The organism is Streptomyces sp. 1-11 (assembly GCF_007176755.1).
GTDB lineage: Bacteria > Actinomycetota > Actinomycetes > Streptomycetales > Streptomycetaceae > Streptomyces.
Genome location: NZ_BJTV01000022.1, coordinates 70,537 through 96,569, shown reverse-complemented (window position 1 = coordinate 96,569; position 26,033 = coordinate 70,537). Strand labels below are relative to the sequence as shown.

The window sequence follows — 26,033 nt, the reverse complement described above, 5'->3', positions numbered from 1 at the left end:
GTGCCTGGGGGCCGTGGCGCGGGGCGAGCTGCGCGAGGCGGCCCGGGTGCTGGGGGTGGGGGCGGGGAATCTGGTCGGGCTGCTCGACATCGATCTCGTGCTGCTCGGGGGGCGGACCGTGGCGGGGGCGCCGGAGGTGTTCGTGGAGGGGGTCGCGGAGGTGCTTGCCTCGCGGGCGCGGCGGGAGGGGGTGGGGGCGGGGGTCGTGCCGGTAGGGGTGGTCGGTGGGGAGCGGGTGGTCGCCGAGGGGGCTGCGCAGTTGTTGTTGGCGCCGGTGTTCGGGCGGGCGGTGTCTTGACCGGCCGGGGGGTCGTGGCTGGCCGGGGGCTCGCTTGCCCGGGGTTTGTGGGGTGCGCGGTGTTCGTGTGGGCGGGGGGCTCGCTCGGCCGGGGTTCGTGGGGTGGGCGGTGTTCGTGTGGGCCAGGGGATGTGTCGCTTGCCCGCGCTGGCGGGGTGCCTCCCCCACTCTCGGCTTAGCTCGAGCGGGGGGACCCCCACCGCCCACCCGTGCCGCCCCTGGCGGCACGCATGCCCGCAACTACGGAGCCGCGGGGGCTTGGTGCCGGCAGCCGGGCGGCTCGGGCGTCCGTAGCTACGGAGCTGCGGGGGCTCGGCATTCGGCATGCGCAGGCACGGGTTTTGGCGCGCCCGTGGCTACTGGGGCGTGGTGCCGGCAGCCAGGCAGGCTCGGGCGTCCGCCGTTGCGGGGCCTCGGGCGGCCGTAGCTTCGGGGGCTGCGCCGATCGAGGGGTGTCGGGTGTGGGGGCGGTGTGGCGGAGTGGGTTTGGTGTGGGGGTCCGGCATGGTCATGTGTTCATGCGACTGTGTGCTTACCTGCCCCTGTCCCTGGGTCTTGCCGCAGGCGCCGTGTTCTTGTGCGTTCCGGCGGCCGCCGTCCAGGCGGACGCGGCGTGTGCGGCATCCGGCGACCGGGCCTTTCCGCTGGCCACTCGCATCCACGGCGGTCCCGGCGCCTACGTGGCGGGCGGTGGACCCGGCACGTGGTACCTCGATCTCACCAACTCCACCAGCCGGACCTGCGCCGCCCTCCACCCGGTCGTCGTGCTCGTCGACGACAAGCGTGTCCTGAAGCCCTCCCAGCCGAAACTGGAGTTCTACGACGGCGCCCGCGCCCTGCCCGTCGGCTTCGAGAGCACCGACGCCCAGGAACTGGTCGGCGTTCTGGACGCGAAAGGCTTCGGCGGGTTCACCGTGCCGCCCGGCAGGACCGTCACCGTGAAGCTCAGGCTCTCCCTGGCCGCCGACGCCGCGCCCGACCAGGTCAGCGCGAAGGCCGCCGTCGTCCAGCGGCGGGGTGACGACGGCGACTGGGTGGGGGAGTCAAATGACTACCGCTTCACCATCAGCGGCGGGGAGGACGGGCGGCAGCAGCGCGAGGAGCAGGAGCAGGAGCAGGAGCAGGAGCAAGAGCAGGAGGGGGGCGGGACCCGGGCGCCGGGGGACGGCGCCGGGAGCGCCGGGCCGGACGGCAGTGCGAGCCCGGGTGGTGCGGCGAGTCCGGACGGCAGTGCCGGTCCCGGCGCGGCGGTGACCCCGGCCGGCTCGACGGGTGCGCCGAGTACGGGAACCGAGCCCCGGCCGACGGCCGGCGGCGCCGACCCGGGCACCAGCGCACTGCCCTTCACCGAGGCGGCGCAGCAGGCCGGGGAGCGGGACCGGGAGCTCGCCCGTACCGGGCCCGGGGTCGCCCGCGGGGTGCTCGCCGCCGGCACTTCGCTCCTGGTCGTCGTCGGCGGAGCGTTTCTGCTGGCCCGCAGGCGCCGCTGAAGGCGTTCCCGCCCCGCCCGCTCCACCGACCTGCGACCTGCCAGGGTCAAGATCCCGGCCACCTGATTAGGCTGGTGGCGTCGGTACGCCGTGGTTCCGGCGCCCCTGTTCTTGACCGCACGCATGTCGGGAGACGCAAGCACATGGCAGACCGCAAGCCCATCGAGTCGTGGCTCACCGACATGGACGGCGTACTGATCCACGAAGGGGTCCCGATCCCCGGTGCCGACGCCTTCCTGAAGAAGCTCCGCGACTCGGGGCGGCCCTTCCTGGTGCTCACCAACAACTCCATCTACACCGCGCGCGACCTGCACGCCCGGCTCCGGCGGATGGGCCTGGACGTGCCGGTGGAGAACATCTGGACCTCCGCCCTGGCCACCGCCCAGTTCCTGAGCGACCAGCGGCCCGGCGGCAGCGCCTACGTCATCGGCGAGGCCGGTCTGACCACCGCGCTGCACGACATCGGCTACATCCTCACCGACCACGAGCCCGACTTCGTGATCCTCGGCGAGACCCGCACCTACTCCTTCGAGGCGCTGACCAAGGCCGTGCGGCTGATCAACGACGGCGCCCGGTTCATCGCCACCAACCCCGACAACGTCGGCCCCTCCACCGAGGGCGACCTGCCCGCCACCGGTTCGGTCGCCGCTCTGATCACCGCCGCGACCGGCAAGAAGCCGTACTTCGTCGGCAAGCCCAACCCGCTGATGATGCGCGCCGGGCTCAACGCGATCGGCGCGCACTCGGAGACGTCCGCGATGATCGGCGACCGCATGGACACCGACGTCCTGGCGGGGCTGGAGGCCGGGATGCGCACCTTCCTGGTGCTGACCGGCGTCACGCAGCCCAAGGATGTCGACCGCTACCCCTTCCGTCCCTCGCAGGTGGTCGACTCCATCGCCGACGTGGTCGACCTCGTCTGAGCCCCGGCAGGGCCCCGGCCGGGTCGGCCCTGGCCGGGCCCGGCCTGGAGGCGGTCCTGGCCGGAAGCGGTCCGAGCCGCTCTGAGCTGGGGGTTCCAAACCCGGACTCACCTGTTCGGAGCAATCGCGCGCCCTCCGAGGATGCGTAGGCGCACGGTCCGGGGGAGCCTCCCAGTATCTGGAGGTTCACGATGGGCTCACAACGCCTCACTCTCGGTACCGGGACTCTCTGCGCCGGGCTGCTCGCCGTCATCGCCTTCACCACGGCCGCCTGCGCCGCCGTCGGAGGCCAGGCGAACTCCCTGACGGCCGACCGCGGCCAGGAGGTCTCCGTCACCCCGGTCTCCCCGGCTCCCGGCACCGATGTGTCCCTGCGGGTGCGCGGCTGCGGCGCGACTCGGGCCGTCGCCGCCTCGAAGGCCTTCGTCGCCGACGCCCGGCTGACGTCCGACATGGGCGTCCTGAGCGGCGACACCCGCGTCCGCGCCTCGGTCACGCCGGGTGTCTACGACGTGCGGGTCACCTGCGCCGACGTCTCGCTCGACAGCAGGATCACCGTCGCGCGCCAGGGCTCCGGGACCGCCCCGCGGCAGGCGGACGGCACCGGCGGCACCGGGCAGCCCACCGGCCCGTCCGGCGCGCTCACCGCCCAGGCCTCGCCCGTCGCACCGGTGCAGGCGGGTGGCGGCGGCACCGCGCACTTCGCCACGGTGGCCACCGACGCGTCCGGCCCGGGCGCCGGCCACGCCATGACCGGCCTGGCCCTCGCCGGGGTCGCCGCGGCCGCCGTCGGGCTGCGCAGGGCCCGCCGGAGCCACGGTACGGACTGAGCGCGGGCAGCGGCGATGTCCGACGAGTACGGGCGCACCTCCGCCACCGGCCGCCTGGTCACCGCGTTGGCCTGGACGCTGCTGCTGTTCGGGCTGTGGCTGTGGGGGCGTGACGTCACCGGTGTGCCGCAGAGCCCGGCGGGGCCCGCCGCCGGCGACGTGGCCGGGCTGGGGCGCGCCGGGGCGGTCCGGCTGCCGCCCGCCGCCGCGCCGCTCGCGGGTTCGGTCCCGCAGCGCCTGGACATCCCCCAACTGGCCGTCACCGCACCGGTGGTGGCCCGGGGGCTGGACGCGCGGGGCGCCATCGAGCCGCCCCCGTTCGACCAGCCGGCAGTCGTCGGCTGGTACGGCTCCGGGACCAAGCCCGGCGCGGCGGGGACCGCGCTGCTGGTCGGGCACGTCGACACCGCGACCCGGCCCGCCGTCTTCTACAAGATCAGCACGCTCAGATCCGGCGAGACGGTCCGGGTGGTCCGCGCGGACGGCCGGGTCGCCCGCTTCACCATCGACGACGTCCGCGTCCTGCCCCGCGACCACTTCGACGCCCAGGCGGCCTACGGGCCCCGGGTGCCGGGCCGCGCCGAACTCCGGCTGATCACCTGCGGCGGCACCTTCGACCGCGTCAGCCGCAGCTACACGGCCAACGTGGTCGTCTCCGCATACCTCACCGGCACGGGGCCGTGAGGCCCCGGCGAGCGGCCACCCTAAGCCGTTCCGGGTGAGCGCCCGTCGACCACCCCGAGCCGCCCCGGCGAGCGCCCGCCGCCCCCCGAGCCATTCCGGGCGAGGGTCCGTCGGTCTCCCCGAGCCGTCCCGGGCGAGGGCCCGCCGCCCACTCCGAGCCGTCCGAGGCGAGCGCTCGCCGACCACCTTGAACCGCCCCGGGTGAGCGCCCGCCCCCGAGCCGCCCCGGGTGAGCGCCTGCCGACCACCCCGAGCCGCCCCCGCGCGTCCCCGCGAGCGCCCGCCGACCGTCGCGTCCGGCCGCCGTCCGGAGGCTCCGGGCAACCACCGGGCAACCGCCGACCACCCCCCGAGCGCACCCTCGACCGCCCTCCCGACCACCCCCCCCGAGCGCACCCTCGACCGCCCTCCCGACCACCCCCCCGAGCGCACCCTCGAACGCCCTCCCGCGAGCCCCCGAGCGACCTCGTGAGCGGGTCGGGCGTTGTGCCACGATTGGCACTCGGAACGATGCGCCAGGGGGAATCGCATGCACCACAGCAGGGGGGCCCGCGTCTCGCAACGGGGACTGGTCCGGGCGTCCGCGGCGGTGCTGGGGGCGGCACTGCTGCTCGCGGGCTGCTCGTCCGGCGGGGGCGGGGCGGGCGACGCGAAGGCGGACATCGGTCAGCAGCCGAAGTCCACCGACCCGTTCTGGGTGAACCCGGACGGCAACGCGGCCCGCCAGGTCGCCGCCTACGAGAAGGCCGGCAGGAGGACGGAGGCCGAGCGCATCCGCCGGATCGCCGAGCAGCCGACCGGGGAGTGGATCGGCCCGGAGAACCCCGAGCAGGAGGCCCGCGGCTTCACCGAGGCCGCCGACAAGGCGGACCGCACGCCCCTGCTCGTGCTCTACAACATCCCGCACCGCGACTGCGGCCAGTACTCCCAGGGCGGCGCCGCCGACGGAGACGGCTACCGGGCCTGGATCGACGGCGTCGCCCGGGGCATCGGCGACCGTGCCGCCACCGTCGTCCTGGAGCCCGACGCCGTACTGCACCTCGTCGACGGCTGCACCCCGGGCGAGTCGCACGAGGAGCGCTTCGACCTGCTCAAAGGCGCCGTCGCCAAGCTGAAGTCGCTGAAGAACACCAAGGTCTACCTGGACGCGGGCAACGCCGGCTGGGGCCGCCCGGACCAGATCTTCGAGCCCCTGCGGCGGGCCGGCGTCGAGCAGGCCGACGGGTTCGCCGTCAACGTCTCCAACTTCTACTCCACCGAGGACTCCATCGCCTACGGCAAGCAGCTCTCGGCGAAGGTGGGCGGCAAGCACTTCGTCGTCGACACCAGCCGCAACGGCAACGGCCCCTACACGGGCGGCGATCCGGCCCAGCGGTGGTGCAACCCGCCCGGCCGGGCGCTGGGCCGGCCCCCGACGACCCGCACGGACGACCCGCTGGTCGACGCCTATCTGTGGATCAAGCGTCCGGGGGAGTCGGACGGCACCTGCAAGGGCGGTCCGGACGCGGGCCGGTGGTGGGCGGGTTACGCCCTCGGGCTGGCCACGGCCGGCAAGCGGTGAGACGGAAGGGGCGCCCCGCCGTACGCGGGGCGCCCCTTCCGGGCTCAGGGAGCGTGGCTCACGGGACCTTGACCCACTGGGCCTTGCTGGGCGTCCCCCGGCCGTCGTCCACGAACAGCATGTACCAGCCGGACTGCACCAGGTTCCGGTTCTTCGGCACCGTCACGGTGATCTTGTCGCCGGACGTGGTGAAGTCCAGCGCGATGGAGCGCTGGTCCACGTCCGTCACATGGGTCGAGGCGCTCGGCCGGATCAGCCGGACCTTCTTGATGCCGGAGGCCTGCGCCGAGGTGAAGGTGCCCGACGCGCCCCGCGCGATGGTCCGCGGCCCCCCGCTGAGCGACGGCCGCGAACCCCGGTACAGGTACGGCGGGGTGTAGATCTCGATCCGCTGCTCGAACCTGCCCGGCCTGGTGTCGGCCGCGTCCGCGTAGAGCGGGTCGGACCCGAAGAACATCACCCGTCCGTCCGGCAGCAGGATCGACCCGGAGTGGTAGTCGCGGCCCACCAGCGGATCCGCGACCTCGGTGAAGCTGTTGCTGTCCGGGTGGTACAGCCGGGCCTGCAGGATGTCGGAGTCGCCGCGCCCCCGGTAGTCCTCGGAGCCGCCGGACACCAGCACGGTGTCGTCGGGCAGGACCGAGGACTGCGGGTACCGGGTGCCCTTCTCCAGCTCCGGCCCGTCCACGAACCTCGGGTTCTTCGCCTTGAGGTCGATCAGCCGGGTCTTCCTGCTGGACAGCTTCGACTCGCCGACCCCGCCGCCGCCGATCACCAGGAACCTCTCGTCCTGGGCGGGGGGCAGCAGCACGGTCCCGGAGGTCTCCATCCGGTCGGCGTCGCTCAGCCCGGGCAGCTTGGTGAACTTGTTGGTGGCCACGTCCCAGACGCCGGGGTCGCGGCCCACGTCGTCGGGGCCGTAGCCCGCGTTGGAACCCGAGTAGAAGATCTTCCCGTTCTGCATCAGGAACAGCGCCGGGTAGGTCGGGAACTGCCGGATCTTCCCGGTGTACGTCCACTTCTTCGTCTTCGGGTCGAAGACCTCGTTCTTGCCCGGCACGAGCTGACCGATGTCGTCCAGCCCGGAGACGCTGAGCACCTTGCCGTCCGACAGGGTGGTGAGCGTCGGGTACCAGCGGGCCTCGTTCATCGGGTCGACCTTGATGTACCGCTCGGCGACCGGGTCGAACTCGTAGGCGTCGCGGATGCCCTGGAAGTCCTTCTTGTCGAGGGCGAGCTTCTGCGCGATGCCGTACGTGTTGCGCGCGTCGGCGCCGTCCAGGCCCTGGATCCGGTAGTTGTCCTGGGTGCCCGTCTCGTACTCGGTGCCGCTGCGCTGCGCCTCGACGTAGATGCGGCCGAGGCCCGGGTCGTTGCGCAGGAAGGCGCCGGTGGCCGGGTCGAAGACCTTCTTCGCGCGGGGCACGAGCACCGGGTCCTTGGAGACGAACGTCTTGCCGTTGGACCGGCCGGTGAACCGGGTGCCCGCGGGCAGCGTGATCGGCTTGTCCGGGTTCTCGTTGTGGACGATCATCAGGCCGCCGGCCTTGGTGACGTCGCCCTTGAGCTTCTCGTACCGCTTGGTGCCGCCCGCGATCAGCAGGTTGCCGTTGGCGAGCTGGGTGTGCCCGGTGCAGAACAGGTCGGTGGGCGTGGGGACCTTCTTGATCGTGCCCTTGACCGGGTCCCAGATCCGGGTGTCGAACCGCTTCTTGTCGAAGTTGTCCTGGTTGTTGCCCGACCCGGCGACCAGCAGCACCTTGCCGGTGTGCAGCAGCGCCGCGTGGATGGTGTCCTGCCGGTACTCCGGTGGGAACTCGACGATGTCCCACTTGCCGTTGGAGGCCTTGTACTCCGGCTTGTCGATCTTGTACTGGTGGTACTGCTCGGTCCCGAAGCGGTAGAGCCACGGCCCGTTCATCCCGGCCAGCGCGACTACCACCGCCGTGCCTATCGCGAGTCGACGAGCACGGCGGCGGCCGGCCTGGTCCTTCATTCCTTACGTCCCCCAAGTCCACCAAGGGCGATCTGCATGGTCTGTTCGTTGCCCGCGTCCGGACCGGCGTGGCCGGTCCGCTGCTGCGGGACCTGTGGCGGCCGGGCGGCGTACCCCGGGGGCACCGCGTCCCGCGGCTCAGCCGCCGGGGCCGGCGCGGGCGCGCCGACGGCGTGCCGGGGCCGGTTCTTCTGCTGCCGCAGCTCGTGGCGCCAGACGAAGACCGGTGTCGCGGTGATGAGCAGGGCGAACGAGGCCCAGGTGATCATCGCCGGGTGGGAGTGCCCGAGGGCGAGACCGGCGGCGATCGAGCCGCCGAAGATCGCGATGAAGTACCAGTGGTACCGGAAGGTGCCGAACCAGGTGTCCGGGCTCGCCGAGTCGCCCTTGGGCGTCACCACGAACTTGCTCTTGCGGCGCAGGACGGAGTCGATCAGCGCCTTCGCGTACAGCGGCGCGGAGAGCGCCGACATCACCATGCCGGCCACACCGCCGGAGCCCTCCGGCTCGTGCGGGGAGACGTTGTGCCGGCGGTTCCAGATGTACAGGCCGATCTGGAGCGCGGAGGCGTTGCCGTAGAGCATCAGCCACACGGTCGGGTCGATGTTCACGCCCGAGGCGCCCAGGCCCAGGAACAGCGCGCAACTGAGCGCCGCGAGGATCCAGTTGAGGGCGGACATCGGGTAGAAGATGATCATCATCGTGTAGTTGAAGAGCTTGCCGGGCGGCAGGGTGAAGAAGCCCTTCCAGTACTGCTTGAGGATCGTCTCGTAGGTGCCCCGCGACCAGCGCATCTGCTGGGTGAAGAAGTCCGTCCAGGCGTTGGGGCCCTCACCGACCGCGAGCACGTCCGGGGTGTACACGGACTTCCACTTGCGGCCCGTGGCCGGGTTCTCGGCGCGGTGCATCTCGAACCCGGTGGCCATGTCCTCCGTGATCGAGTCGTACAGGCCGCCGATCTGCTCGATCGCCGTGATGCGCACGGCGTTCGAGGTGCCCACGAACATCGGGGCGCCGTAGCGGTTGCCGGCCCGCTGGATGAGCGCGTGGAAGAGGAACTGCTGCGACTCGGCGGCCTTGGTGACGAACGTGTCGTAGTTGCCGTAGACCTGCGGGCCGATGACGAAGCCGACGTCCGGGTCGCGGAAGTAACCGAGCATCCGCTCCAGGTAGTTGGGCAGCGGCACGTGGTCGGTGTCGACGGAGGCGAAGAAGTCGTAGTCGCCGCCGTGCGCCTCGAGCCAGGCGTTGTAGTTGCCGTGCTTGGTCTTGGCGCGGTGCGGGCCCTTGGGCTGGTTCCACCGGGCGACGCCCTTGCGGGAGAAGTGGTGGACGCCGAGCCGGGCGCAGACCTCCTTGACGGCCGGGTCGTCGCCCTCGTCCAGGAGCCAGACGTGCATCAGGCCCCGGTGCCGGAGCCTGACGGCCGCCTCCAGGGTCTTCGTCACCATCTCCAGCGGCTCCTTGCCGGGCACGAAGGAGGTGAGGAACGCGACGCGCGTGCCGGTCTCCGGCACCACCGGGACCGGGTCACGGGCGACCAGGGTGGCGTGCGCGTTCGACAGCACGTTCATGCAGCGGAAGAACTCGATCAGGCCGATCGCGACCAGCATCACGACGTCCAGCGCCGGCAGGAAGTCGTAGGCCGGGTAGTCGCGTTCGGTCCAGTGCTCGGGCTGGAGCAGCCAGAACAGCAGGACCAGCGAGAGCACCGGGGCCGCGCCGAGCATGAGCGCGGCCCGCACGCGGTGCGGTTCCTGCGAGAGCAGCGATCGGTACTGCACCCGGTAGGGCTTCGCCGGGTCGGGCTGGGTGAGGGGACCCGAGAGGCGGCTGTAGTGCTCGTAGTCGTATTTGGGCAGGCTCTTCTTTATTCGGCGGAACTGGCCGGTCCGGTGGGACACGGCGCGCAGTTGCGTGGTCTGTGACGGGTCGTCGTGCTGTTCGTGGCTCTGCCCGGCGCCCGTCGGCGTCGACGTCATGAGTCATCCCCCTACACGCGAGTCACCGCGTGTTTCGTCGGTCCAACCGCCCGGTCGGGGTCCCCTCGGCCGTCACAGGCGGACACGGTGATGGGTCGTGATCACCATGTCTTGCACACCATATAGACACGGGACGTCGACCTTCCGGTTGCATGATGCCCCCCTCGCATCCGCCCGCTGAGCGGGGCCCCCTCCCCGCCGGCCGGCAACCGGTTGCTTCCCCAAGTGCCGTGAGGGCGCGGCTGCGTGGCAATCAGGGTTCTACGGCGTCCAGCGTGATCGCAAGACAGGAAACGAGGAGTTTACCGGTCAAATCCGCTGATTGTGACGCGGGTGGTGTCCGGGGGGCCCGGGTGCGCCGGTGGGAGACGGCCGGCCGGGCACGTCGCCGAAGCGGCCCGTCATGGCCTCCTCCCTCCTGCTCCCCGGGTGCATACGGGTGAGGGGGACATCCGGTTCAACGGGGCCCGCGCGGGTGCCGGGGGCCGCGTCCGGAACCGCGGGATCCGGCCATGCGAAAGGCCCCCCGCTGCTGCGAGGGGCCTTCCGGTCGGTGCGCCGCCAGGGACTCGAACCCCGGACCCGCTGATTAAGAGTCAGCTGCTCTAACCAACTGAGCTAGCGGCGCCTGCTGACGTGAGAACTCTACCCGACCCCGGAGGGTGCTCCCGACCATGTGCTGCGCCCGGGGGATCCGGTCGTACGGGATGTACATCGTTCGGACCGTCAGCGGGCGTGCGGGGGTGACAGTTGTGAAACTGATCAACGTGCACAGAGGCGGACACATCCCCACCGAATGTGAGGCAGATCGCATGACGGCTCCGGCGTTCGAAGAGGTCGCCCCCGGGCGTGACTGCGGCTGCCCGTCCTGTGTCCACGCGCGGCGCGCCGGCCCCCGCCCGCCGTCCGGGCGCTTCGCCGGCCACCTGGCGGCCCGCGGGGTCGTGATCGTCGCCGCCGCCGCGTCCGCCGCCCTCGGGGCGCTCACCCCGGCCGCCGCCGTCACCGCGCTCCAGGCCCCGCCCCGCCCCGGCGCTCCCGGTGACGGCTCCCCCGGGGACGGCGAGCCCGCCACCCCGCAGGGCGTCAAATCCCCCCTGCACGGCCCGGCCGGGCCCCTGCCCACCCCGGCCACCCCGGCTCCGGCCGCCCCGCCGCCCGCCACCCGGACCCAGATCATCGACCGGGCGAAGGTGTGGGTGGCCGCGAAGGTGCCGTACAGCATGGACGACTACTGGAGCGACGGTTACCGGCAGGACTGCTCGGGCTATGTGTCCATGGCCTGGGGGCTGGGGTCCAACGAGTGGACCGGCAGCCTCGACCAGTTCGGGGTGAAGATCACCAAGGAGGAGCTGCTGCCCGGCGACATCCTGCTCTTCCACAACCCGGACGACCCCGAGCGCGGCTCCCACGTCGTGATCTTCGGCGGCTGGACGGACTACACGCACACCTACTACACGGTCTACGAGCAGACACCCCCGAACGCCCGCACCCAGGCCACCCCGTACCCCTACTGGAGCAACACCTCCAAGTACGTCCCCTACCGCTACAAGGGCGTCGTCGCGGACACCGCGGGCGCGCAGGCGGCGGACGACGCCAAGGCGCCGGGGCCCCTCGCCGGCCGGGCGGGCCCGTCCCGGCCCGCCTCGCACGGCGTGCCCGGCTACCCCGGCCGGGCCCGGTTCCGCCCGGGCGAGACCGGTCCGCACGTGACCGAACTGGGGGAGCGGCTGGTGCGGAAGGGGTTCGCCCGCTTCTACCCCGCCGGGCCCGGCCCGCGCTGGGGCGACGCCGACCGGCGGGCCGTGGAGGCCTTCCAGCGCGCCCAGGGCTGGCGCGGTGGAGCGGCGGACGGCTACCCGGGTCCGGAGACCTGGCGCCGCCTGTTCTCGTAAGGCGCCGTCCCCGCCGTCCGCCCCTGCCGTCGCAGGCCGTTCCCGACCCGCTCTTTCCCACCGTCATGACGCATCTGGCGCGGAGGCTGGAGGCACCCATGAGTACGACCACGTCGCACACGTCGGAATCCGAGGAGCAGCCTGAGGGCGCTGGGCACACGGCGGGTGGCACGGCCACCGGCGCGGCCCGGCTGATCCAGAACGAGGCCACCACCGAGATCCCGGTCCACCTGCTGTTCCGCGACGAACCCGAGGCGGTCGCGGTGCCGGTGCGGCCCGCGGTGGTGGCCCGCCGTCTCGGCACCGGCGAGCAGCCGCGGCTCAGGCGCCCGGCGCCGGCCCGCGGCCGGACCGCGCCGCGGCCCGACCCGGAGCTGGTGGAGCGTCCGGCGCGGGTACTGCCCGGTCTGGCCGGGGTGCTGGCCGGCGCGGTCGGCCTGGCGGGCGGGCTGGCCACCGCGTGGTGGGCGGGCGTCCTGCCGCCGCTCACCCCGGGCGCGCTGCGTCTGCCGCCGTACTCCGGCGCCGGGCCCGGTCCGGCGCAGTGGGCGGCGTTCGCCGGGTCCGTGGCGCTCGGCGTGCTCGGCTTCGGCGGACTGACCCGGGGCCGCACCGGACAGGCCCGGCTGCTCGGGCTGTTCGGCCGCTACCGGGGAACGGTGCGGCGCACCGGCCTGCTCTGGGTGAACCCGCTGCTGTGCCCCCGAACGGTGGACGTGCGGCTGCGGCACTGGCGCAGCGAGGTGATGCCGGCGGCGGACGCGGGCGGTGTGGCGCTGCGGGTGGTGGTGCTGGTGGTGTGGCGGGTGCGGGACACCGCGCGGGCCGTGCTCGGCGTCGACGACCACGAGAGCTACTTGCGCGAGTGCGTGGAGGCGGCGCTGGCCCGGGTGCCGGTGGAGATGCCCGCCGGATCGCGCGGCGGTGTGGCGGCGGCCGGGGAGGAGCTGACCCGGCTGGTGGCGGCGGACACGGCGCCGGTCGGCCTGGAGGTCTACTCGGTGCAGCCGGTCCGGGTGGAGTACGCGCCCGAGGTCGCCGCCGCGATGGACCGGCGCCGGATCGCCGCGCTGGACGCCCGGGAGCGGGCCGGGATGCTGAACTCGGTCGTGGACTCCGTGGAGGACACGGTGACCCGGCTGACCATGCGCGGCCTGGTCGAACTCGACGACTACGAGCGCAAGGTGCTGGTGCGGGACCTGACGGTGGCGTTCTGCTCGGGACGCGGGGAGCGCGGGTGACCGGCCCCAGGACTGTTGCGAACCCTTCCTTTGATATGGACACGGCCAACTCATGGCAATAATCTGGCACTTGGTCTAGACCTACTGCACGGCTCAGCTCAGTGAACCTCCCCCACGTTCTCCAGGAGCGGCAGCATGCGCACCAAGACCAAATTGACCGCAGTCGTGCTGGGCGCGGCGACCGCCGGAGCCTTCGCGCTCTCCACCGGCGGCGCCAGCGGGCACGGCTACACCGACCTCCCCATCAGCAGGCAGAAGCTCTGCCAGAACGGCACCGTGACGAACTGCGGCTCCATCCAGTGGGAGCCGCAGAGCGTCGAGGGCCCCAAGGGCTTCCCCGCCGCCGGACCCGCCGACGGCCAGCTCTGCAACGGCGGCCTGGGCCAGTTCGCCCAGCTCAGCGCTCCGAAGACGCCGTCCGGCGCCGCTTGGCCCACGACGAAGGTGACCGGCGGTCAGTCGTACACGTTCCGCTGGCAGTTCACCGCCATGCACGCCACGACGGACTTCAAGTACTACGTCACCAAGCCGGGCTGGAACCAGAACCACGCCCTGGCCCGCTCGGACCTCAACCTCACCCCGTTCCTGACGGTGCCGTACAACGGTCAGCGCCCGCCGGCCACGCTCAGCCACAGCGGCACCCTGCCGTCCGGCCTGAGCGGTCACCACGTCATCCTCGCGGTGTGGACCATCGCCGACACGGGCAACGCGTTCTACGCCTGCTCGGACGTCACCTTCTGAGCACCGTTCCGGTACAGCGCCGAAACTGAGGTTCCCTTGAGGCCGGTCCGCCCTACCGCCGGGTAGGTTTCCGCCACGCCGTTGGACCGGCGGCGCACCGACCTCGGGGGACCACATGACGGAACTGCTCTTCTACGCCGTGCCCAGCCTCATGATCGCGGGCCTCGGGTTCGCCGCGTACCTGCTGCTGCGCCGTGCCCGGCGGATCAGCGCGACGTGGAAGCACGGAGTGACCGCCGAGGCGCGCTGCCTGCGGATGTACACGACGACCAGCGGGGGCGGCGGGGACTCCTCGGTGCACACGGCCGTGCACCACGTCTACGAGTTCACCACCCGCGACGGCCGCACGCAGCGCTTCGAGGAGGCGGGCGGCCCCGCGACCGTCCTCGAGGGCGACTTCGTCACCGTGCGGTACCTCCCGGCGCAGCCGGAGCGGGCCACCGCGCTGCCGCCCTCCCGCGGCCGGCTCGCCGCCGGCACCGGCTGCGGGCTGGTCTTCCTCGGGGTGTGCGCCGCCTTCTGCGTGGTGTTCATCGTCGTGGCCCACATGATCTTCACGGAGGCGGACCGCCTGATGCCGTGACCCGTACGGACACGCCGAAGGGCCCCCCGCCGAGGCGAGGGGCCCTTCATCTGTGCGCCGCCAGGGACTCGAACCCCGGACCCGCTGATTAAGAGTCAGCTGCTCTAACCAACTGAGCTAGCGGCGCATGACTCCCGCCTTCCGCTTTACGCGGCCGGCGACGAAGAAAATACTACCTGGTCCGCCGGGGTGCTCGTGACCACCCCGGAACGGCTAGATCGCGAGAGACAGCAGGACGGGCGCCGCGTTCCGGTTGAGGGTGTCCGCGGCCTGCTTCAGGCGGTGCGCGTGCTCCACCGGGAGCGAGAGCGCCAGGCAGCCGACCGTCGACCCGGCGGTGATCGGGACGGCGGCGCAGACCGTGCCGATCGCGTACTCCTGCAGGTCCAGGACGGGCACCGTCGGCGGCTGCGACTCCAGGCGGGAGAGCAGCAGCTTGTCGCTGGTGATGGTGCGCGAGGTGAGACGGGCCATCCGGTGCCGGGACAGGTGGTCGCGGCGGGCGTTGTGGTCGAGCTGGGTCAGCAGGCTCTTGCCGACGGCGGTGGCGTGGGCGGAGACCCGGAAGTCCACCCACTCGTTGACCGCGGGGGTGCCCGGTCCGGCGGCGTACTGGGTGACCGTGACCTCGCCGTCCACGTAACGGCTGATGTAGACGGCCGCGCCCACGGAGTCCCGCAGCCGGTCCAGGGTGCGCTGGAGCTTGTCGCGCAGGGCGCCCTCGCGCTCGTGCGCCGAGGTGAGCCGGCGCAGGGTCTCGCCGGTGACGTACGCCCCGTCGGTCACCTGCTCCACGTAGCCCTCGCGGCGCAGCATGCGCAGCAGGGCGGTCAGCCGCTCGGAGTCCAGGGCGGTGTGGTGGGACAGCTCGGCCTCGGTGACGCCGGCGGGGTGACGGGCCACGGTCTCCAGTACGCGCAGCGCGTCCTGGGCGGAGTGGTACGGAGCGGTCGGCTCGTTCATCAGCGCCACGGTTTCCCCCTGGCTCGGCTGTGGCCGTGATTCCGGTCGGTCGGATCGATACCACGATAACGGGCAAAGGCCCGGCCGGGAGAGGGTGTTGGCGAGATTGTGCCGCCCGCACGCCCCTCCCAGCTGGGCCTCAGACCCTCTGGCATATGCCAGTGTCATCACCCAGTGCCGGGACCTCGGCCGTTGCCGCTTTCACGGCGGGTGGTCACAGGACCGCGCTGAGGAATTCCCGGGTGCGCTCCTGCTCCGGATCGCCGAAGATCTGCTCCGGCGGGCCCGCCTCGATCACCCGTCCGGAATCGAACATGAGCACCTGGTCGGAGATGTCCCGGGCGAAGTTCATCTCGTGGGTCACACAGAGCATCGTGATGTCGGTGCTGCGGGCGATGTCCCTGAGCAGGTCGAGCACGCCCGCGACCAGCTCGGGGTCGAGCGCGGAGGTCACCTCGTCCAGCAGCAGCACCCGCGGCCGCATCGCCAGCGCCCGGGCGATCGCCACCCGCTGCTGCTGCCCGCCGGAGAGCATGGTCGGCCGCATGTCGCACTTGTCGGCGAGCCCCACCAGGTCCAGCAGCTCCCGGGCCCGGGCCTCGGCCTCGTCCTTGGACATGCCGAGCACCTGCACGGGCGCCTCGGTGAGGTTGCGCAGCACGCTCATGTTCGGGAACAGGTTGAACTGCTGGAACACCATCCCGATCTTCTTGCGCGCCTCCCGTACCTGCTTCTCCGAGGCCGGGAACAGCCGCTCCCCGTCCACGGTGATCGTGCCCTCGTCCGGCTTGGTGAGGGTCATCAGCAGCCGCAGGATCGTGGTCTTGCCCGATCCGGAGGGGCCGATCAGGGTCACGTGCTTGCCCGGGTCGACGGAGAAGTTCAGCCGGTCCAGCACGGTGTTCGTCCCGAAGCGCTTGGTGACCTCCTCCAGACGGACCAGCTCGCCACCGGCCGTGAGGGGGCCGGCGCTCGCGTCGGGTTCTTTCATCAGGGGAGTGTCAGCGGACAAGACGTCGCTCCAGGGCTCGCAGAAGAAGGGAGGCCAGGTAGGAGATGAGGATGAAGGCCACGCCGATCACGGTGAGCGGCTCGGTGAACTGGAAGTGCTGCTGGGAGAAGAGCCGGGCCCGGCCGAGCATCTCCAGCACCGTGATCACCATCAGCATCGGGGTGTCCTTCAGCATGGAGATCACGTAGTTGCCGAGGGCGGGGATCACCCGGCGGATCGCCTGCGGCAGGATCACCGCGGTCCAGGTGCGCCGCCGCGGCAGGTTCAGCGCCGTCGCGGCCTCCCACTGGCCGACGGGCACCGCCTCGATGCCGGCCCGGTAGACCTGCATCGTGTACGTCGAGTAGTGCAGGCCGATCGCGAAGACGCCGGTGGCCAGCGCCGAGAAGGTCAGGCCCCACTCGGGCAGCACGTAGAACAGGAAGAAGAGCTGGACCAGCAGCGGGGTGTTGCGGACGAACTCCGTGACCACCCCCACCGGCCAGCGCACCCACCGGGAGGGCGTGCGCATCAGCAGCGTCCACACCAGGCCCAGGGTGAAGGACAGCAGCGAGCCGAGGGCCAGGGCCTGCAAGGTGACCAGCAGCCCGTGCCAGAAGTCCGGCATGAAGTCGCCGACGGCGTTCCAGTCCCACGTCATGCGACACCCCCGCCGACACCGGTCGTCCGCGCCCGCTTGAGCTCACGCGCCGACGTCCCGTTCCCCGGGTCCTTGCCGACCCCGGCCTTCAGCCGCTTCTCCAGTCCGCGCATCAGCCGGGTGAGCACGAAGGCGATCGCGAAGTAGATCAGCAGCACGTACGTGTAGATCTCCGCGCTCTGCTGCAGCGCGAGCCGCACCAGGTTGGCGCTGAACGTCAGATCGCCCATGCCCATGACGGACACCAGCGCGGTGCCCTTGAGCAGCTCGATCAGCAGGTTGCAGAACGACGGCATCATCTCCGGCACCGCCTGCGGCAGGGTGATCAGCCGCAGTCGCTGCCAGGGCGTGAAGCTGAGCGCGATGCCGCCCTCCTTCTGCGCCGGATCGACCGCGTTCAGCGCGCCGCGCACGATCTCCGAGCCGTACGCGCCGTACGTCAGCCCGAGCGCCAGCGTGCCCGCCCACAGCGGCACGAGCTGCCAGCCGAAGGCCACGGGCAGCACGAAGAACACCCAGAAGATCATCACGAGGGCCGACGTACCGCGGAACACCTCGGTGTAGAAGCCGGCGAGGAAGCGCACGATCCACAGCCGGTGGGTGCGTGCGACGCCGACCACGAAGGACACCGCCGTGGCCAGCAGCGCACTGAGCACCAGTAGCTGGACGGTGGTCCATATGCCTTTCAGTACCAGATCCCAGAGCCCTGAGGTCATCCGCCGCACAGCTCCTTCGCGGTGAGGTCCGTCATCTCCGCCTCGGTGAAGCCGAAGGGCCGCAGGATGCGGAACAGCTCCCCGCTCCGCTTCAGCTTGCGCAGCTCGACGTTGAAGGCGTCCCGCAGCTTCGTCTCGGTCGGCCGGAACGCGAACGCGCCCCCGTCGACATGCCGTTCGCCCTTGATCAGCGGGGCGAACGGCTCGGTCGCCTCCGCCTTGGCGGACTTCTTCACCACCTCGCGGGTGGTGAGCGCCGTACCGGCGAAGACGTCGACCCGCCCGGCCTCCACGGCGTTCAGCCCGGCCACCTGGTCGGGGACGATCAGGATGTCGCTCTCCTTGTAGCCGGCCTCCACCGCGTACGCGATCTCCGCGTAGCCCGTGCCGGTGGCGAACTTCGCCTTCTTCGCCACCACGTCCTGGTAGGAGCGCAACCCCTTCGGGTTCCCCTTGCGGACGATGAACGAATCCAGCATCTGGTAGTCGGGGTCGGCGAAGATCACCTGCCGGCAGCGCTCGGCGTTGACGTACATCCCGGCGGCGACGACGTCGAACTGCTGGGAGTTCAGACCGGGGATCAGCGAGCCGAACTCCGTCGGCACCGGCTGCACCCGGTCCACTCCGAGCCGCTTGAAGATCGCCTTCGCCAGCTCGGGCGCCTCACCGGTGAGATGGCCGTTCCTGTCGATGTACCCGAAGGGGATCTCACCGGCGATCCCGAGCCGGACGACGCCCTGCGCCCGCAACCGGTCGAGCAGGTCGCCGCCGTTCTCGTCCGACGCCGAGGCCACTCGTGTGCAGCCCGTGGCGCCCAGCGCCCCCACCGCCCCGATCGCGGCGACGCCCGCGAGCAGCGAGCGCCTGCTGTGTCTGTGTTGCGGCCGGAAGATGTGCGCGTAGTTCCCTGGTGGTGGAGCCATGGCGGCGCAGCTACCCAGACGCATCCGTCCCATGCGCCTTTTGTTTACGCACGAACGATCAGGCGCACGAACGATCAGGCGCCGTCCCACCGGACCTCCCGGCCGGCTCAGTGACCCGGCACGTATCCGCGCTTCTTGTCGACCACGTTCGGCAGGGGCCGGCCCGCCGCCCAGCGCTCGTAGAACTCCACGAACTGAGCGCCGAGGTCGTCCCGCCAGCCCGCCGTGTCGCCGCTCATGTGCGGGGAGGCGAGCAGCCCCGGAAGGCCCCACAGCGGGCTGTCGGCGGGCAGCGGCTCGGACGCGAACACGTCCAGCGCGGCGCCCGCGATCCAGCGCCTGCGCAGCGCCTCCGCCAGGGCGTCCTCGTCGACGAGCCGCCCGCGGCCGACGTTCACGAAGACCGCCGAGGGCTGCATCACACCGAACCGGTGCGCGTCGAACATGCCGCGGGTCTGCCCGGTCAGCGGCGCCGCGGCGATCACCCAGTCGGCGCGGGCGATCAGCCGGTCCAGGTCGCCCGGCCCGTGGACGCCGGTGCGCGGCACCCGGCCGACCAGGGCCGTGGTCACGTCCAGAGCCCTCAGGGTGCGCGCGATCGCCCGGCCGATCGGCCCGGACCCCACCACGCACGCGCGCGTGCCCGCCACCCGGCGGGTGTCCCGGTGGAGCCAGGTCCGCTCCCGCTGGAGTTCCAGGGTGCGCGGCAGGTCCTTGGCGACCGCCAGCACCAGGGCGGCCACGTACTCGGCGATCGGCTGGTCGAAGACCCCGCGCGCGTTGGTCACCACGGTGCCGGACGCGGCCAGCTCCGGGCACATCAGGTGGTCCACGCCGGCGCTCGCCGTGTGCACCCAGCGCGGGCGCGGCCCTTCGCCGGGCCAGGCCTCGCGCACGGCGTGCGAGGTGAAGTCCCACACCAGCAGCACGTCCGCGCCCGGCAGCCGGCCGGCGAGTCCGGCCGCGTCCGTGTGCTCGATCCGGGCGCGGCCGGTCAGCCGGCCGAGCCGGGGCGGCGGGTCGGCGTCCAGCACGAGGAGGGTGGGCAGAGTCGACGTCATACGGGGCGGCTCCGGGCGATCCGGCATGCGCGGACCGACCACGCTCGCACCGGAATCCACCTCCGTCAACTGGGGCGCGCCCGCCGACCGTTGCCCTCGGCCCCGGGCGTGGGACCGGTGCCCTGCCGTGGACGTCCTACTGCCCGGCGGCCCCCGCCCGCATCGGATCGGCCGGCCCGCCCGCGGACGTGCTCCCCGGCCCGGGGGCCGCCGGGCACCGCCGGAGCGCGCCCCCGTGCTCTCGGCCAACCAGGTCACGATGTGGGCTTCGCCGCGCCGACTGGGTACCCGGGCGGTGGAGCCCGGTCCGGCGCCGCTCGACGAAGACGGCGCGCGGGACCGGCCCGCACTGCCGGAAGAAACGCAGGAACACGGAGAAGGGCTGACATGACAGCACTCGGATTCCTCCACCCGGGCCGCCCCGGCGAGGACGACTACCCGCGCATCGAACAGCTCCTGGGCAGCGACATCCGGGTGGACCTGGTGCACACCGACGTCGGGGAGGACGCCCTCCGCGTCGACGCGCTGCGCGAGATGGGGTCGCCCGAGCGGCTCGCCGCCGGCATGGAGCGGCTGCGGCTCACCGGCGCCGAGACGGTCGTGTGGGCGTCCACCAGCGGCAGCTTCGTGCACGGCTGGGAGGGCGCCCAGGAGCAGGTGCGGTCGCTCGCCGTGATGGCCGGGATGCCCGCCTCCTCGACGTCCTTCGCCTTCGTGCACGCGGCGCGTGAGATCGGCGCGCGGCGGGTGGCCGTGGGCACGACCTATCCGGAGGAGGTGGCCGCGCTGTTCGCGGACTTCCTGCGGACCGGGGGACTGGAGGTGGTCGCGACCCGGTCGTCCGGGATCGTCACGGCGGACGAGGTCGGCACCTGGGGCGAGGAGGAGGTGCTGACGCTGGCCCGGGCGGCGGACGCCGCCGACGCGCAGGCTGTACTTCTGCCGGACACCGCGCTGCACACGGCCGCCCACCTGGCGCTGCTGGAGAAGGCCCTGTCCAAGCCGGTGCTCACCGCCAACCAGGTGACCGTGTGGGAGGGGCTGCGGCTCGCCGACCGGCGGGTGAACGCCCCCGAGCTCGGCACGCTGTTCACCCGCGAGCCGATCGTCCAGGTCTGACCCGGAGCGGGAGCGGGGAGGAGGAGCGCCGTGGGCGGGCCCCGGGAATAAACGGGGACAGCCTCCTGTTGGCCGACGCTGGACAGCTCATGGCCAGAAACAGGAGGCAGACACCGTGTCGGCAGACGAGATCCGGGGCACGACGCACGGGACCGCCCCCGTCCCCCTCTCCGTACTGGACCTGGTCACCGTGGGCGCGGGCAGCACCGCGACCGAGGCGCTGCGCACCAGCGTGGAGCTGTCCCGGTTCGCGGAGTCCCGGGGCTTCCACCGGTACTGGGTGGCGGAGCACCACTCCATGCCCGGCGTCGCCTCCTCCTCGCCCGCGGTGATCCTCGCCCACCTCGCCGCCCACACCGACCGCATCCGGCTCGGCTCGGGCGGCGTCATGCTGCCCAACCACGCGCCCCTGGTGATCGCCGAGCAGTTCGGCACGCTGGAGGCGATGGCACCCGGACGGGTCGACCTGGGCCTCGGCCGCGCCCCCGGCACGGACGGCGCCACCGCCGCCGCCCTGCGCCGCACCGACGGCCTGAACGAGGGCGCCGACGACTTCCCGCAGCAGCTCGCCGAACTCATCCGCTTCCTGGACGACGACTTCCCCGACGGGCACCCCTACCGGCGCATCCACGCGATCCCCGGCCCCGTCCAGGGCAGCAGCCCGGGCGGCGTGCAGTCCGCGCACCGCCCGCCGGTCTGGCTGCTCGGCTCCTCCGGCTTCAGCGCGCGCCTGGCCGGGATGCTCGGACTGCCCTTCGCCTTCGCGCACCACTTCTCCGCGCAGAACACCATCCCGGCGCTCGACCTGTACCGGCAGGCCTTCCGGCCCTCCGCGGTCCTCGACCGCCCCTACGCCCTCATCGGAGTCTCCGCGCTCGCCGCCGACGACGAGCGCGAGGCCCGCCGGCAGGTGCGGGCGACGGCGCTGAACATGATCCGGCTGCGCACCGGCCGGCCCGGCCTCTTCCCCGACCCCGACGAGGCCGAGAAGTACGAGTTCAGCCCGATGGAGGAGGACTTCGTGGCCTCCTGGGGCGGCAACATCGTGCACGGCACGGCCGACGAGGTCCGCTCCGGACTCGACGACCTGCACAAGCGCACCGGCGCCGACGAGCTGATGCTCACCACGCACGCCCACCGCGGCGACCTGCGGCTGCGCTCCTACGAACTGATCGCCGACGCCTACGGCTTGCCCACGGGGGGCTTGCCGACCGCGTAGTCCTGCCTCCCCAGCAGCTCGGAGATGCGGTCCGGCGGCACCGGACGGGAGTACAGCCAGCCCTGCCCGGTGTCGCAGCCGATCCGGCGCAGCCGGGAGGCCTGCGCCGAGGTCTCCACGCACTCGGCGGTGACGGTCAGGCCGAGCCGGTGGGCGAGCTGGATCATCGCCTCCACGATCACCTCGTCGGCCGGGTTGGGCGGCGCCCCCTTGGCCGCCTCCTCGTACTGGAAGCCGCGCACGAAGGAGCCGTCCAGCTTCAGCACCTTCACCGGCAGCCGGCTCAGGTACGCCAGGTTCGAGTAGCCGGTGCCGAAGTCGTCGATGGCGATGCGCACGCCCATGTCGCTGAGCGCCTGCAGGGCCTGCAGCGGCCGGCCGGCCGAGCCCATCACGGCCGACTCGGTCAGCTCGAGCTGGAGCAGGTGCGGGGCGAGCCCGGTCTCGGCGAGGGTCTGCGCCACGTCCGCCACCAGGTCGGAGTCCCACACCTGGCGCACGGCCACGTTCACGCTGACGAAGATCGGCGGCTCGTCGGGGTGGTCGAGCTGCCAGCGGCGGGCCTGCCGGCAGGCGGTCACCAGCGCCCAGCGGCCGAGCTGCACGATCGAGCCGTCCTCCTCGGCCAGTGCGATGAACCGATTCGGCGTCAGCGTGCCGAACTGCGGGTGGTGCCAGCGGACCAGCGCCTCCACACCGCTGAGCCGTCCGTCCTCCATGCCCACCAACGGCTGGTACTCCAGGGCGAATTCACCGCGCTCGATGGCGGGGCGCAGGGTGGAGGAGAGGGCCTGACGGGTCATGCGGTGCGCGTTGCGCTCGGGGTCGAACAGGGTCCAGCGGCCCTTGCCGTCCGCCTTCGCCCAGTACAGCGTGGTGTCGGCCGCCTGCATCAGACCGGTCGCCGTGGTGCCGGCCGCGTGCCGCTCGACGACACCGATGGACGCGGTCAGCGACAGCCGCTGCCCGGCCAGGTCGAAGGGCTCCTCAAGGGTCTTCAGCGCGGACTCGGCGAGGTCGGCGACCTGTTCGGTGCCGGTGGAGTCCTCGACCAGCAGGGCGAATTCGTCGCCGCCGAGCCGGGCCACCAGCGGGGCGCCGGCGCGGGCGTGGCCGGCCTCGTCGGCGACCCGGGTCAGGCGTTCGGCGACCGCCGCGAGCAGCCGGTCGCCGACCCGGTGGCCGAGGGTGTCGTTGACGGCCTTGAAGCCGTCGATGTCCAGGTAGCACAGGCCGATGCGGCCGGTGCCGCCGCGCTCGTAGGCCTCCGTCTCCAGCGCGGCCGTCAGGCGCTCGAAGAACAGGGTCCGGTTGGGCAGCCGGGTCACCGGGTCGTGCATCTCCAAGTGCCGCAGCCGGGACTGCAGTTCGCGGCGGGCGCTGATGTCGGTAGCCGAGACCAGTACCCCCGGTCCGCCGTCCGCCAGCGGGGTGACGGTGATCTGCACCCACACCGAGTGCCCCTCGGGGTGCTTTATCCGGCGGGTGCAGCGCAGCTTCGCCTGCCGGCCGCGCAGGACCTCGCGGTAGGCGTGCCAGGTGCGGGGGTCCGAGGCCAGGTCGACCAGCTCGGCGGCGGCGCGGCCGGCCAGTGCCTCCGGGTCGGCGCCGAGCAGTTCGCCGAGGGCGGCGTTGGCGCTGACGACCAGCCCTTCGGGGTCGACGACGGCCATGGACAGCGGGGCCGCCGCGAAGACACGGTGGTAGATGGTGTGATCACTGTCTGTGACGGCTGACCGGTCGAGGTCTGCCGCGGGCGTCGGCCCTTCGGACGTTCCGCTCACCGCTCGCTCCCGCAGTGCACTCGATCTCTGTCCGTGCCGGAAAGTGTGCCGATCATAGAGGCTGTCCCTTGGGCCTTCCAGCCACTTGCCAGTGTCCCGGACAGGACACAGGTTCTGACAGATCGTTTCTGCCCGCACCTGGACGGCTCTTTCTGGCCCTCGACCACTTGTGACGTTCCGTGAGTGTTTCGGGGTGTCGACCGCCGGTGCGCGCGGCGCGCAAACGGGCGCACTCACCCTTCTGGTTCAGGCAAACAGGACGAATCGGCAGAAACTCCCACACTCTGGATGCGGTGTCCCGTGAACCGCGTCCGGAGGTCCTTTCGTGCCCAAGCTGCGCAGCACCGCCGCCGTGGCCACCACGATGTCGGCGCTCGCCGCCACCTCGATCCTGACCGGCCCGTCGGTCGCCGAGCCCTTCTCCCCGGCCGCGTGCGCACTGCACCGGACCGAGGCCCACCACTCGGAGGGCCTGGACACCTGGAACGACGGCTATCCCCGGCCGGCCGGCGCCCTCGACGCCGTCATGATCTTCCTGTCGTTCCCGGACTCGCGCCCGGACACCACCCCCGCGGAACTGGCCGCCGACCACTTCCCCGCCACCAGCCGCTTCTACCAGCAGGCCTCCTACGGCAGGTTCACGCTGCGCGCGCACCCGCTGAAGCACTGGCTGCGCATGCCGCGGCCGTCGACCGCGTACGCCATAAGGCGTGACTGGAGCGCCGCCGACCGCACCGCCTACCTGCACGACGCCATCGCCGCGGCCGACGGCGAGGTGGACTTCTCCCGCTACGACGTGGTCTACCTCGTCGCCGACCCGGACGCGCCCGGCGTGGACTCGGACGCGACGAAGGTGGTCAACCTGCAGACCCCGTTGCGGGCGGACGGCACCGACATCCGCCGGGTCGTCACCGTGTTCGAGAAGCACCCGCCGGACCGCCTGGTGCTGGCCCACGAGACCGGGCACGTCTTCGACCTGCCCGACCTCTACCACCGTCCCGCCGACGGCAAGGGCGACTGGGACACCTACGTCGGCGACTGGGACCTGATGGGCAGCCAGTTCGGACTGGCCCCGGACCTGTTCGCCTGGCACAAGTGGAAGCTGGGCTGGCTGGATCCGCGCCAGGTGGCGTGCGTGCGGGGCACCGGGCCGACCCGGCTGACCCTGGAGCCGCTGACCGCCGGGTCGGGGACGGCCGGATCCGCGGCCGGTGTGCCGGGCGCGGCGGGCGCCCCGGCGTTCGGCCTCGGCCACGGCACCAAGCTGGCGGTGGTGCGCACCGGTCCGGACAGCGTGCTCGCGTTCGAGGCGCGCGGCCCGGCCGGGAACGACCGGGCGGCCTGCCGGCAGGGGGTCCTGGTGTACCGCGTGCGCAGCGGCGAGGCGTCCGGCGGCGGGCCGATCGAGGTGGTGGACGCCCACCCGGGCACCGCGGCCTGCTGGGAGAACTCGGTCTACCCGCCCCTCGCCGACGCTCCCGTCGCGCTCGGCGAGAGCTTCACCGTGCCGGGCGACGGGGTGAAGGTCGAGGTGGAGGAGCGCACCGCGTCCGGCGCCTGGACGGTGAAGATCACACCGGGGCTGGTCGGCTGACGGCCCGGGGAGCGGTGCCGCGGCCGGTGCCATGGGGCTGTGGGCGGCACCGCACCCGCGACGCGTGACGAAGTCGCGCGCAAACAGAGATGGCGAGGTGGCTCGCGTTTCCGCGAACTCGCCTCGCCATCGTCATCGTGCGCCGCCAGGGACTCGAACCCCGGACCCGCTGATTAAGAGTCAGCTGCTCTAACCAACTGAGCTAGCGGCGCCTGCTGACGTCGTAGACATTAGCATCCTGGTCGGCGGGAGGAAAAATCGATATCCGCACCGCCGCGCGGGCCGCTCGCACGGCCGCCCACAGGACCACCTCGGGGCCCGGCAGCCAGGGGTGACGGGTGTCCGGGGCCACCAGCCAGCAGGAGCCGCCGGGGGCGGAACCGTCGCCGGTCAGGGCCGGGACGGTCACCGCGTCACCGGTGCCGTGGCAGAGCAGCGGCGGCACCGCGGCGGCGCGGTTGGACCCCCACTCCTCCCAGGTCAGCAGTGAGGGCAGCCGCTGGGCCGTACCCGGGGCGGTGAACAGCAGGGTGCGGCCCCGGAACACCGCCACCGGTCCGGAGCCCGGGCCCTCGTCCCACAGCCGGTCCAGCATCCGGCGCCCGAAGACCGCCGGGGCGCTCACCACGTCGAACACGGTGCCGCAGGGCAGCACCAGGGGGGCGTCCGGCCGCTCCCGCCAGAGGGCGAGCGTGCTGCGCGGGTGCGTTCCCGCCGAGGCGAGCCAGGAGGCTCCGTCGGCCGTGGCACAGGTGACGTTCGGCGTGCTGCTCATGCC

At 72.4% G+C, this 26,033-nt stretch carries 22 protein-coding genes, 3 tRNA genes and 1 pseudogene; 13 read left to right on the top strand and 13 right to left on the bottom strand.

Annotated elements, in window-relative coordinates:
* From TNCT1_RS32590 to TNCT1_RS32565, 6 genes and pseudogenes are all read left to right on the top strand, one after another.
* Positions 1 to 298 (top strand): annotated as a pseudogene (locus TNCT1_RS32590) (ROK family protein); the annotation flags it as partial.
* A 518-nt stretch (positions 299 to 816) separates the two neighbouring features.
* Positions 817 to 1,788: a hypothetical protein gene (locus TNCT1_RS32585; RefSeq protein WP_268894191.1), complete on the top strand. Its 972-nt coding sequence runs from the start codon at positions 817 to 819 to the stop codon at positions 1,786 to 1,788.
* A gap of 143 nt (positions 1,789 to 1,931) precedes the next feature.
* Complete coding sequence (locus TNCT1_RS32580) at positions 1,932 to 2,711, top strand: HAD-IIA family hydrolase (RefSeq protein ID WP_143639365.1); 780 nt, start codon at positions 1,932 to 1,934, stop codon at positions 2,709 to 2,711.
* A gap of 191 nt (positions 2,712 to 2,902) precedes the next feature.
* Positions 2,903 to 3,541 (top strand): hypothetical protein, encoded by a 639-nt coding sequence (locus TNCT1_RS32575; protein ID WP_174266530.1) that lies wholly within the window; start codon positions 2,903 to 2,905, stop codon positions 3,539 to 3,541.
* Positions 3,542 to 3,556: 15 nt separating this feature from the next.
* A complete protein-coding gene (locus TNCT1_RS32570) occupies positions 3,557 to 4,225 on the top strand; it encodes a class F sortase (RefSeq protein WP_143639363.1) in 669 nt (222 codons plus the stop codon).
* 529 nt (positions 4,226 to 4,754) lie between these two features.
* The gene (locus TNCT1_RS32565; RefSeq protein ID WP_143639360.1) at positions 4,755 to 5,786 is read left to right on the top strand and encodes a glycoside hydrolase family 6 protein; all 1,032 of its coding nucleotides are present in this window, start codon (positions 4,755 to 4,757) and stop codon (positions 5,784 to 5,786) included.
* Between the two features lie 58 nt (positions 5,787 to 5,844).
* Here TNCT1_RS32565 and TNCT1_RS32560 read toward each other — a convergent pair whose 3' ends face one another.
* The 3 genes from TNCT1_RS32560 to TNCT1_RS32550 form a co-directional block, all read right to left on the bottom strand.
* Entirely contained in the window at positions 5,845 to 7,782 is a 1,938-nt protein-coding gene (locus TNCT1_RS32560) for a kelch motif-containing protein (protein WP_143639358.1), read from the bottom strand.
* A complete protein-coding gene (locus TNCT1_RS32555) occupies positions 7,779 to 9,764 on the bottom strand; it encodes a glycosyltransferase family 2 protein (protein WP_143639356.1) in 1,986 nt (661 codons plus the stop codon). The genes TNCT1_RS32560 and TNCT1_RS32555 overlap by 4 nt, the downstream gene beginning before the upstream one ends.
* 554 nt (positions 9,765 to 10,318) lie before the next feature.
* Positions 10,319 to 10,392 (bottom strand) — tRNA-Lys (locus TNCT1_RS32550).
* A 184-nt stretch (positions 10,393 to 10,576) separates the two neighbouring features.
* Between TNCT1_RS32550 and TNCT1_RS32545 the strand changes: the two genes are divergently transcribed.
* The 4 genes from TNCT1_RS32545 to TNCT1_RS32530 all read left to right on the top strand — a co-directional run bounded on the left by TNCT1_RS32545 (position 10,577) and on the right by TNCT1_RS32530 (position 14,224).
* Positions 10,577 to 11,659: a peptidoglycan-binding protein gene (locus TNCT1_RS32545; protein ID WP_143639354.1), complete on the top strand. Its 1,083-nt coding sequence runs from the start codon at positions 10,577 to 10,579 to the stop codon at positions 11,657 to 11,659.
* Between the two features lie 98 nt (positions 11,660 to 11,757).
* Positions 11,758 to 12,900 (top strand): SPFH domain-containing protein, encoded by a 1,143-nt coding sequence (locus TNCT1_RS32540; protein ID WP_143639351.1) that lies wholly within the window; start codon positions 11,758 to 11,760, stop codon positions 12,898 to 12,900.
* A 135-nt stretch (positions 12,901 to 13,035) separates the two neighbouring features.
* The gene (locus TNCT1_RS32535; protein WP_143639349.1) at positions 13,036 to 13,641 is read left to right on the top strand and encodes a lytic polysaccharide monooxygenase; all 606 of its coding nucleotides are present in this window, start codon (positions 13,036 to 13,038) and stop codon (positions 13,639 to 13,641) included.
* Positions 13,642 to 13,756: 115 nt separating this feature from the next.
* Positions 13,757 to 14,224: a DUF3592 domain-containing protein gene (locus TNCT1_RS32530; protein WP_143639347.1), complete on the top strand. Its 468-nt coding sequence runs from the start codon at positions 13,757 to 13,759 to the stop codon at positions 14,222 to 14,224.
* A gap of 53 nt (positions 14,225 to 14,277) precedes the next feature.
* Here the strand turns inward: TNCT1_RS32530 and TNCT1_RS32525 are convergent.
* The 7 genes from TNCT1_RS32525 to TNCT1_RS32495 form a co-directional block, all read right to left on the bottom strand.
* Positions 14,278 to 14,351: transfer RNA gene (locus tag TNCT1_RS32525), tRNA-Lys, on the bottom strand.
* Between the two features lie 86 nt (positions 14,352 to 14,437).
* On the bottom strand, positions 14,438 to 15,196 hold the full coding sequence (locus TNCT1_RS32520; RefSeq protein ID WP_143639345.1) for an IclR family transcriptional regulator: 759 nt from the start codon (positions 15,194 to 15,196) through the stop codon (positions 14,438 to 14,440).
* Between the two features lie 205 nt (positions 15,197 to 15,401).
* A complete protein-coding gene (gene ehuA, locus TNCT1_RS32515; protein WP_143639343.1) occupies positions 15,402 to 16,178 on the bottom strand; it encodes an ectoine/hydroxyectoine ABC transporter ATP-binding protein EhuA in 777 nt (258 codons plus the stop codon).
* Positions 16,179 to 16,188: 10 nt separating this feature from the next.
* Positions 16,189 to 16,839, bottom strand: a complete 651-nt coding sequence (gene ehuD / locus TNCT1_RS32510) for an ectoine/hydroxyectoine ABC transporter permease subunit EhuD (protein ID WP_143639341.1) — start codon at positions 16,837 to 16,839, stop codon at positions 16,189 to 16,191.
* On the bottom strand, positions 16,836 to 17,555 hold the full coding sequence (gene ehuC / locus TNCT1_RS32505; protein ID WP_143639339.1) for an ectoine/hydroxyectoine ABC transporter permease subunit EhuC: 720 nt from the start codon (positions 17,553 to 17,555) through the stop codon (positions 16,836 to 16,838). The genes ehuD and ehuC overlap by 4 nt, the downstream gene beginning before the upstream one ends.
* Complete coding sequence (gene ehuB / locus TNCT1_RS32500) at positions 17,552 to 18,478, bottom strand: ectoine/hydroxyectoine ABC transporter substrate-binding protein EhuB (RefSeq protein ID WP_143639337.1); 927 nt, start codon at positions 18,476 to 18,478, stop codon at positions 17,552 to 17,554. Before ehuB ends, ehuC begins: the two co-directional genes overlap by 4 nt.
* A 107-nt stretch (positions 18,479 to 18,585) precedes the next feature.
* On the bottom strand, positions 18,586 to 19,539 hold the full coding sequence (locus TNCT1_RS32495) for a D-2-hydroxyacid dehydrogenase (protein WP_143639335.1): 954 nt from the start codon (positions 19,537 to 19,539) through the stop codon (positions 18,586 to 18,588).
* Positions 19,540 to 19,926: 387 nt separating this feature from the next.
* Between TNCT1_RS32495 and TNCT1_RS32485 the strand changes: the two genes are divergently transcribed.
* Together TNCT1_RS32485 and TNCT1_RS32480 are read left to right on the top strand one after the other, a co-directional pair.
* The gene (locus TNCT1_RS32485; protein WP_143639332.1) at positions 19,927 to 20,658 is read left to right on the top strand and encodes a decarboxylase; all 732 of its coding nucleotides are present in this window, start codon (positions 19,927 to 19,929) and stop codon (positions 20,656 to 20,658) included.
* A 115-nt stretch (positions 20,659 to 20,773) separates the two neighbouring features.
* Positions 20,774 to 21,877, top strand: a complete 1,104-nt coding sequence (locus TNCT1_RS32480; protein WP_143639330.1) for an LLM class flavin-dependent oxidoreductase — start codon at positions 20,774 to 20,776, stop codon at positions 21,875 to 21,877.
* On the opposite strand, the gene TNCT1_RS32475 is transcribed toward TNCT1_RS32480, so the two are convergent.
* Positions 21,841 to 23,661 (bottom strand): bifunctional diguanylate cyclase/phosphodiesterase, encoded by a 1,821-nt coding sequence (locus TNCT1_RS32475; protein WP_143639328.1) that lies wholly within the window; start codon positions 23,659 to 23,661, stop codon positions 21,841 to 21,843. The two genes, TNCT1_RS32480 and TNCT1_RS32475, sit on opposite strands and share 37 nt — an antisense overlap.
* A 364-nt stretch (positions 23,662 to 24,025) precedes the next feature.
* Between TNCT1_RS32475 and TNCT1_RS32470 the strand changes: the two genes are divergently transcribed.
* Positions 24,026 to 25,255 (top strand): M6 family metalloprotease domain-containing protein, encoded by a 1,230-nt coding sequence (locus TNCT1_RS32470; protein ID WP_174266532.1) that lies wholly within the window; start codon positions 24,026 to 24,028, stop codon positions 25,253 to 25,255.
* Between the two features lie 138 nt (positions 25,256 to 25,393).
* On the opposite strand, the gene TNCT1_RS32465 is transcribed toward TNCT1_RS32470, so the two are convergent.
* Both TNCT1_RS32465 and TNCT1_RS32460 read right to left on the bottom strand, forming a co-directional pair.
* Positions 25,394 to 25,467, bottom strand: a tRNA-Lys gene (locus tag TNCT1_RS32465).
* Positions 25,458 to 26,030: a bifunctional DNA primase/polymerase gene (locus TNCT1_RS32460; RefSeq protein WP_143639324.1), complete on the bottom strand. Its 573-nt coding sequence runs from the start codon at positions 26,028 to 26,030 to the stop codon at positions 25,458 to 25,460. The genes TNCT1_RS32465 and TNCT1_RS32460 overlap by 10 nt, the downstream gene beginning before the upstream one ends.
* Positions 26,031 to 26,033: the final 3 nt, after the last annotated feature.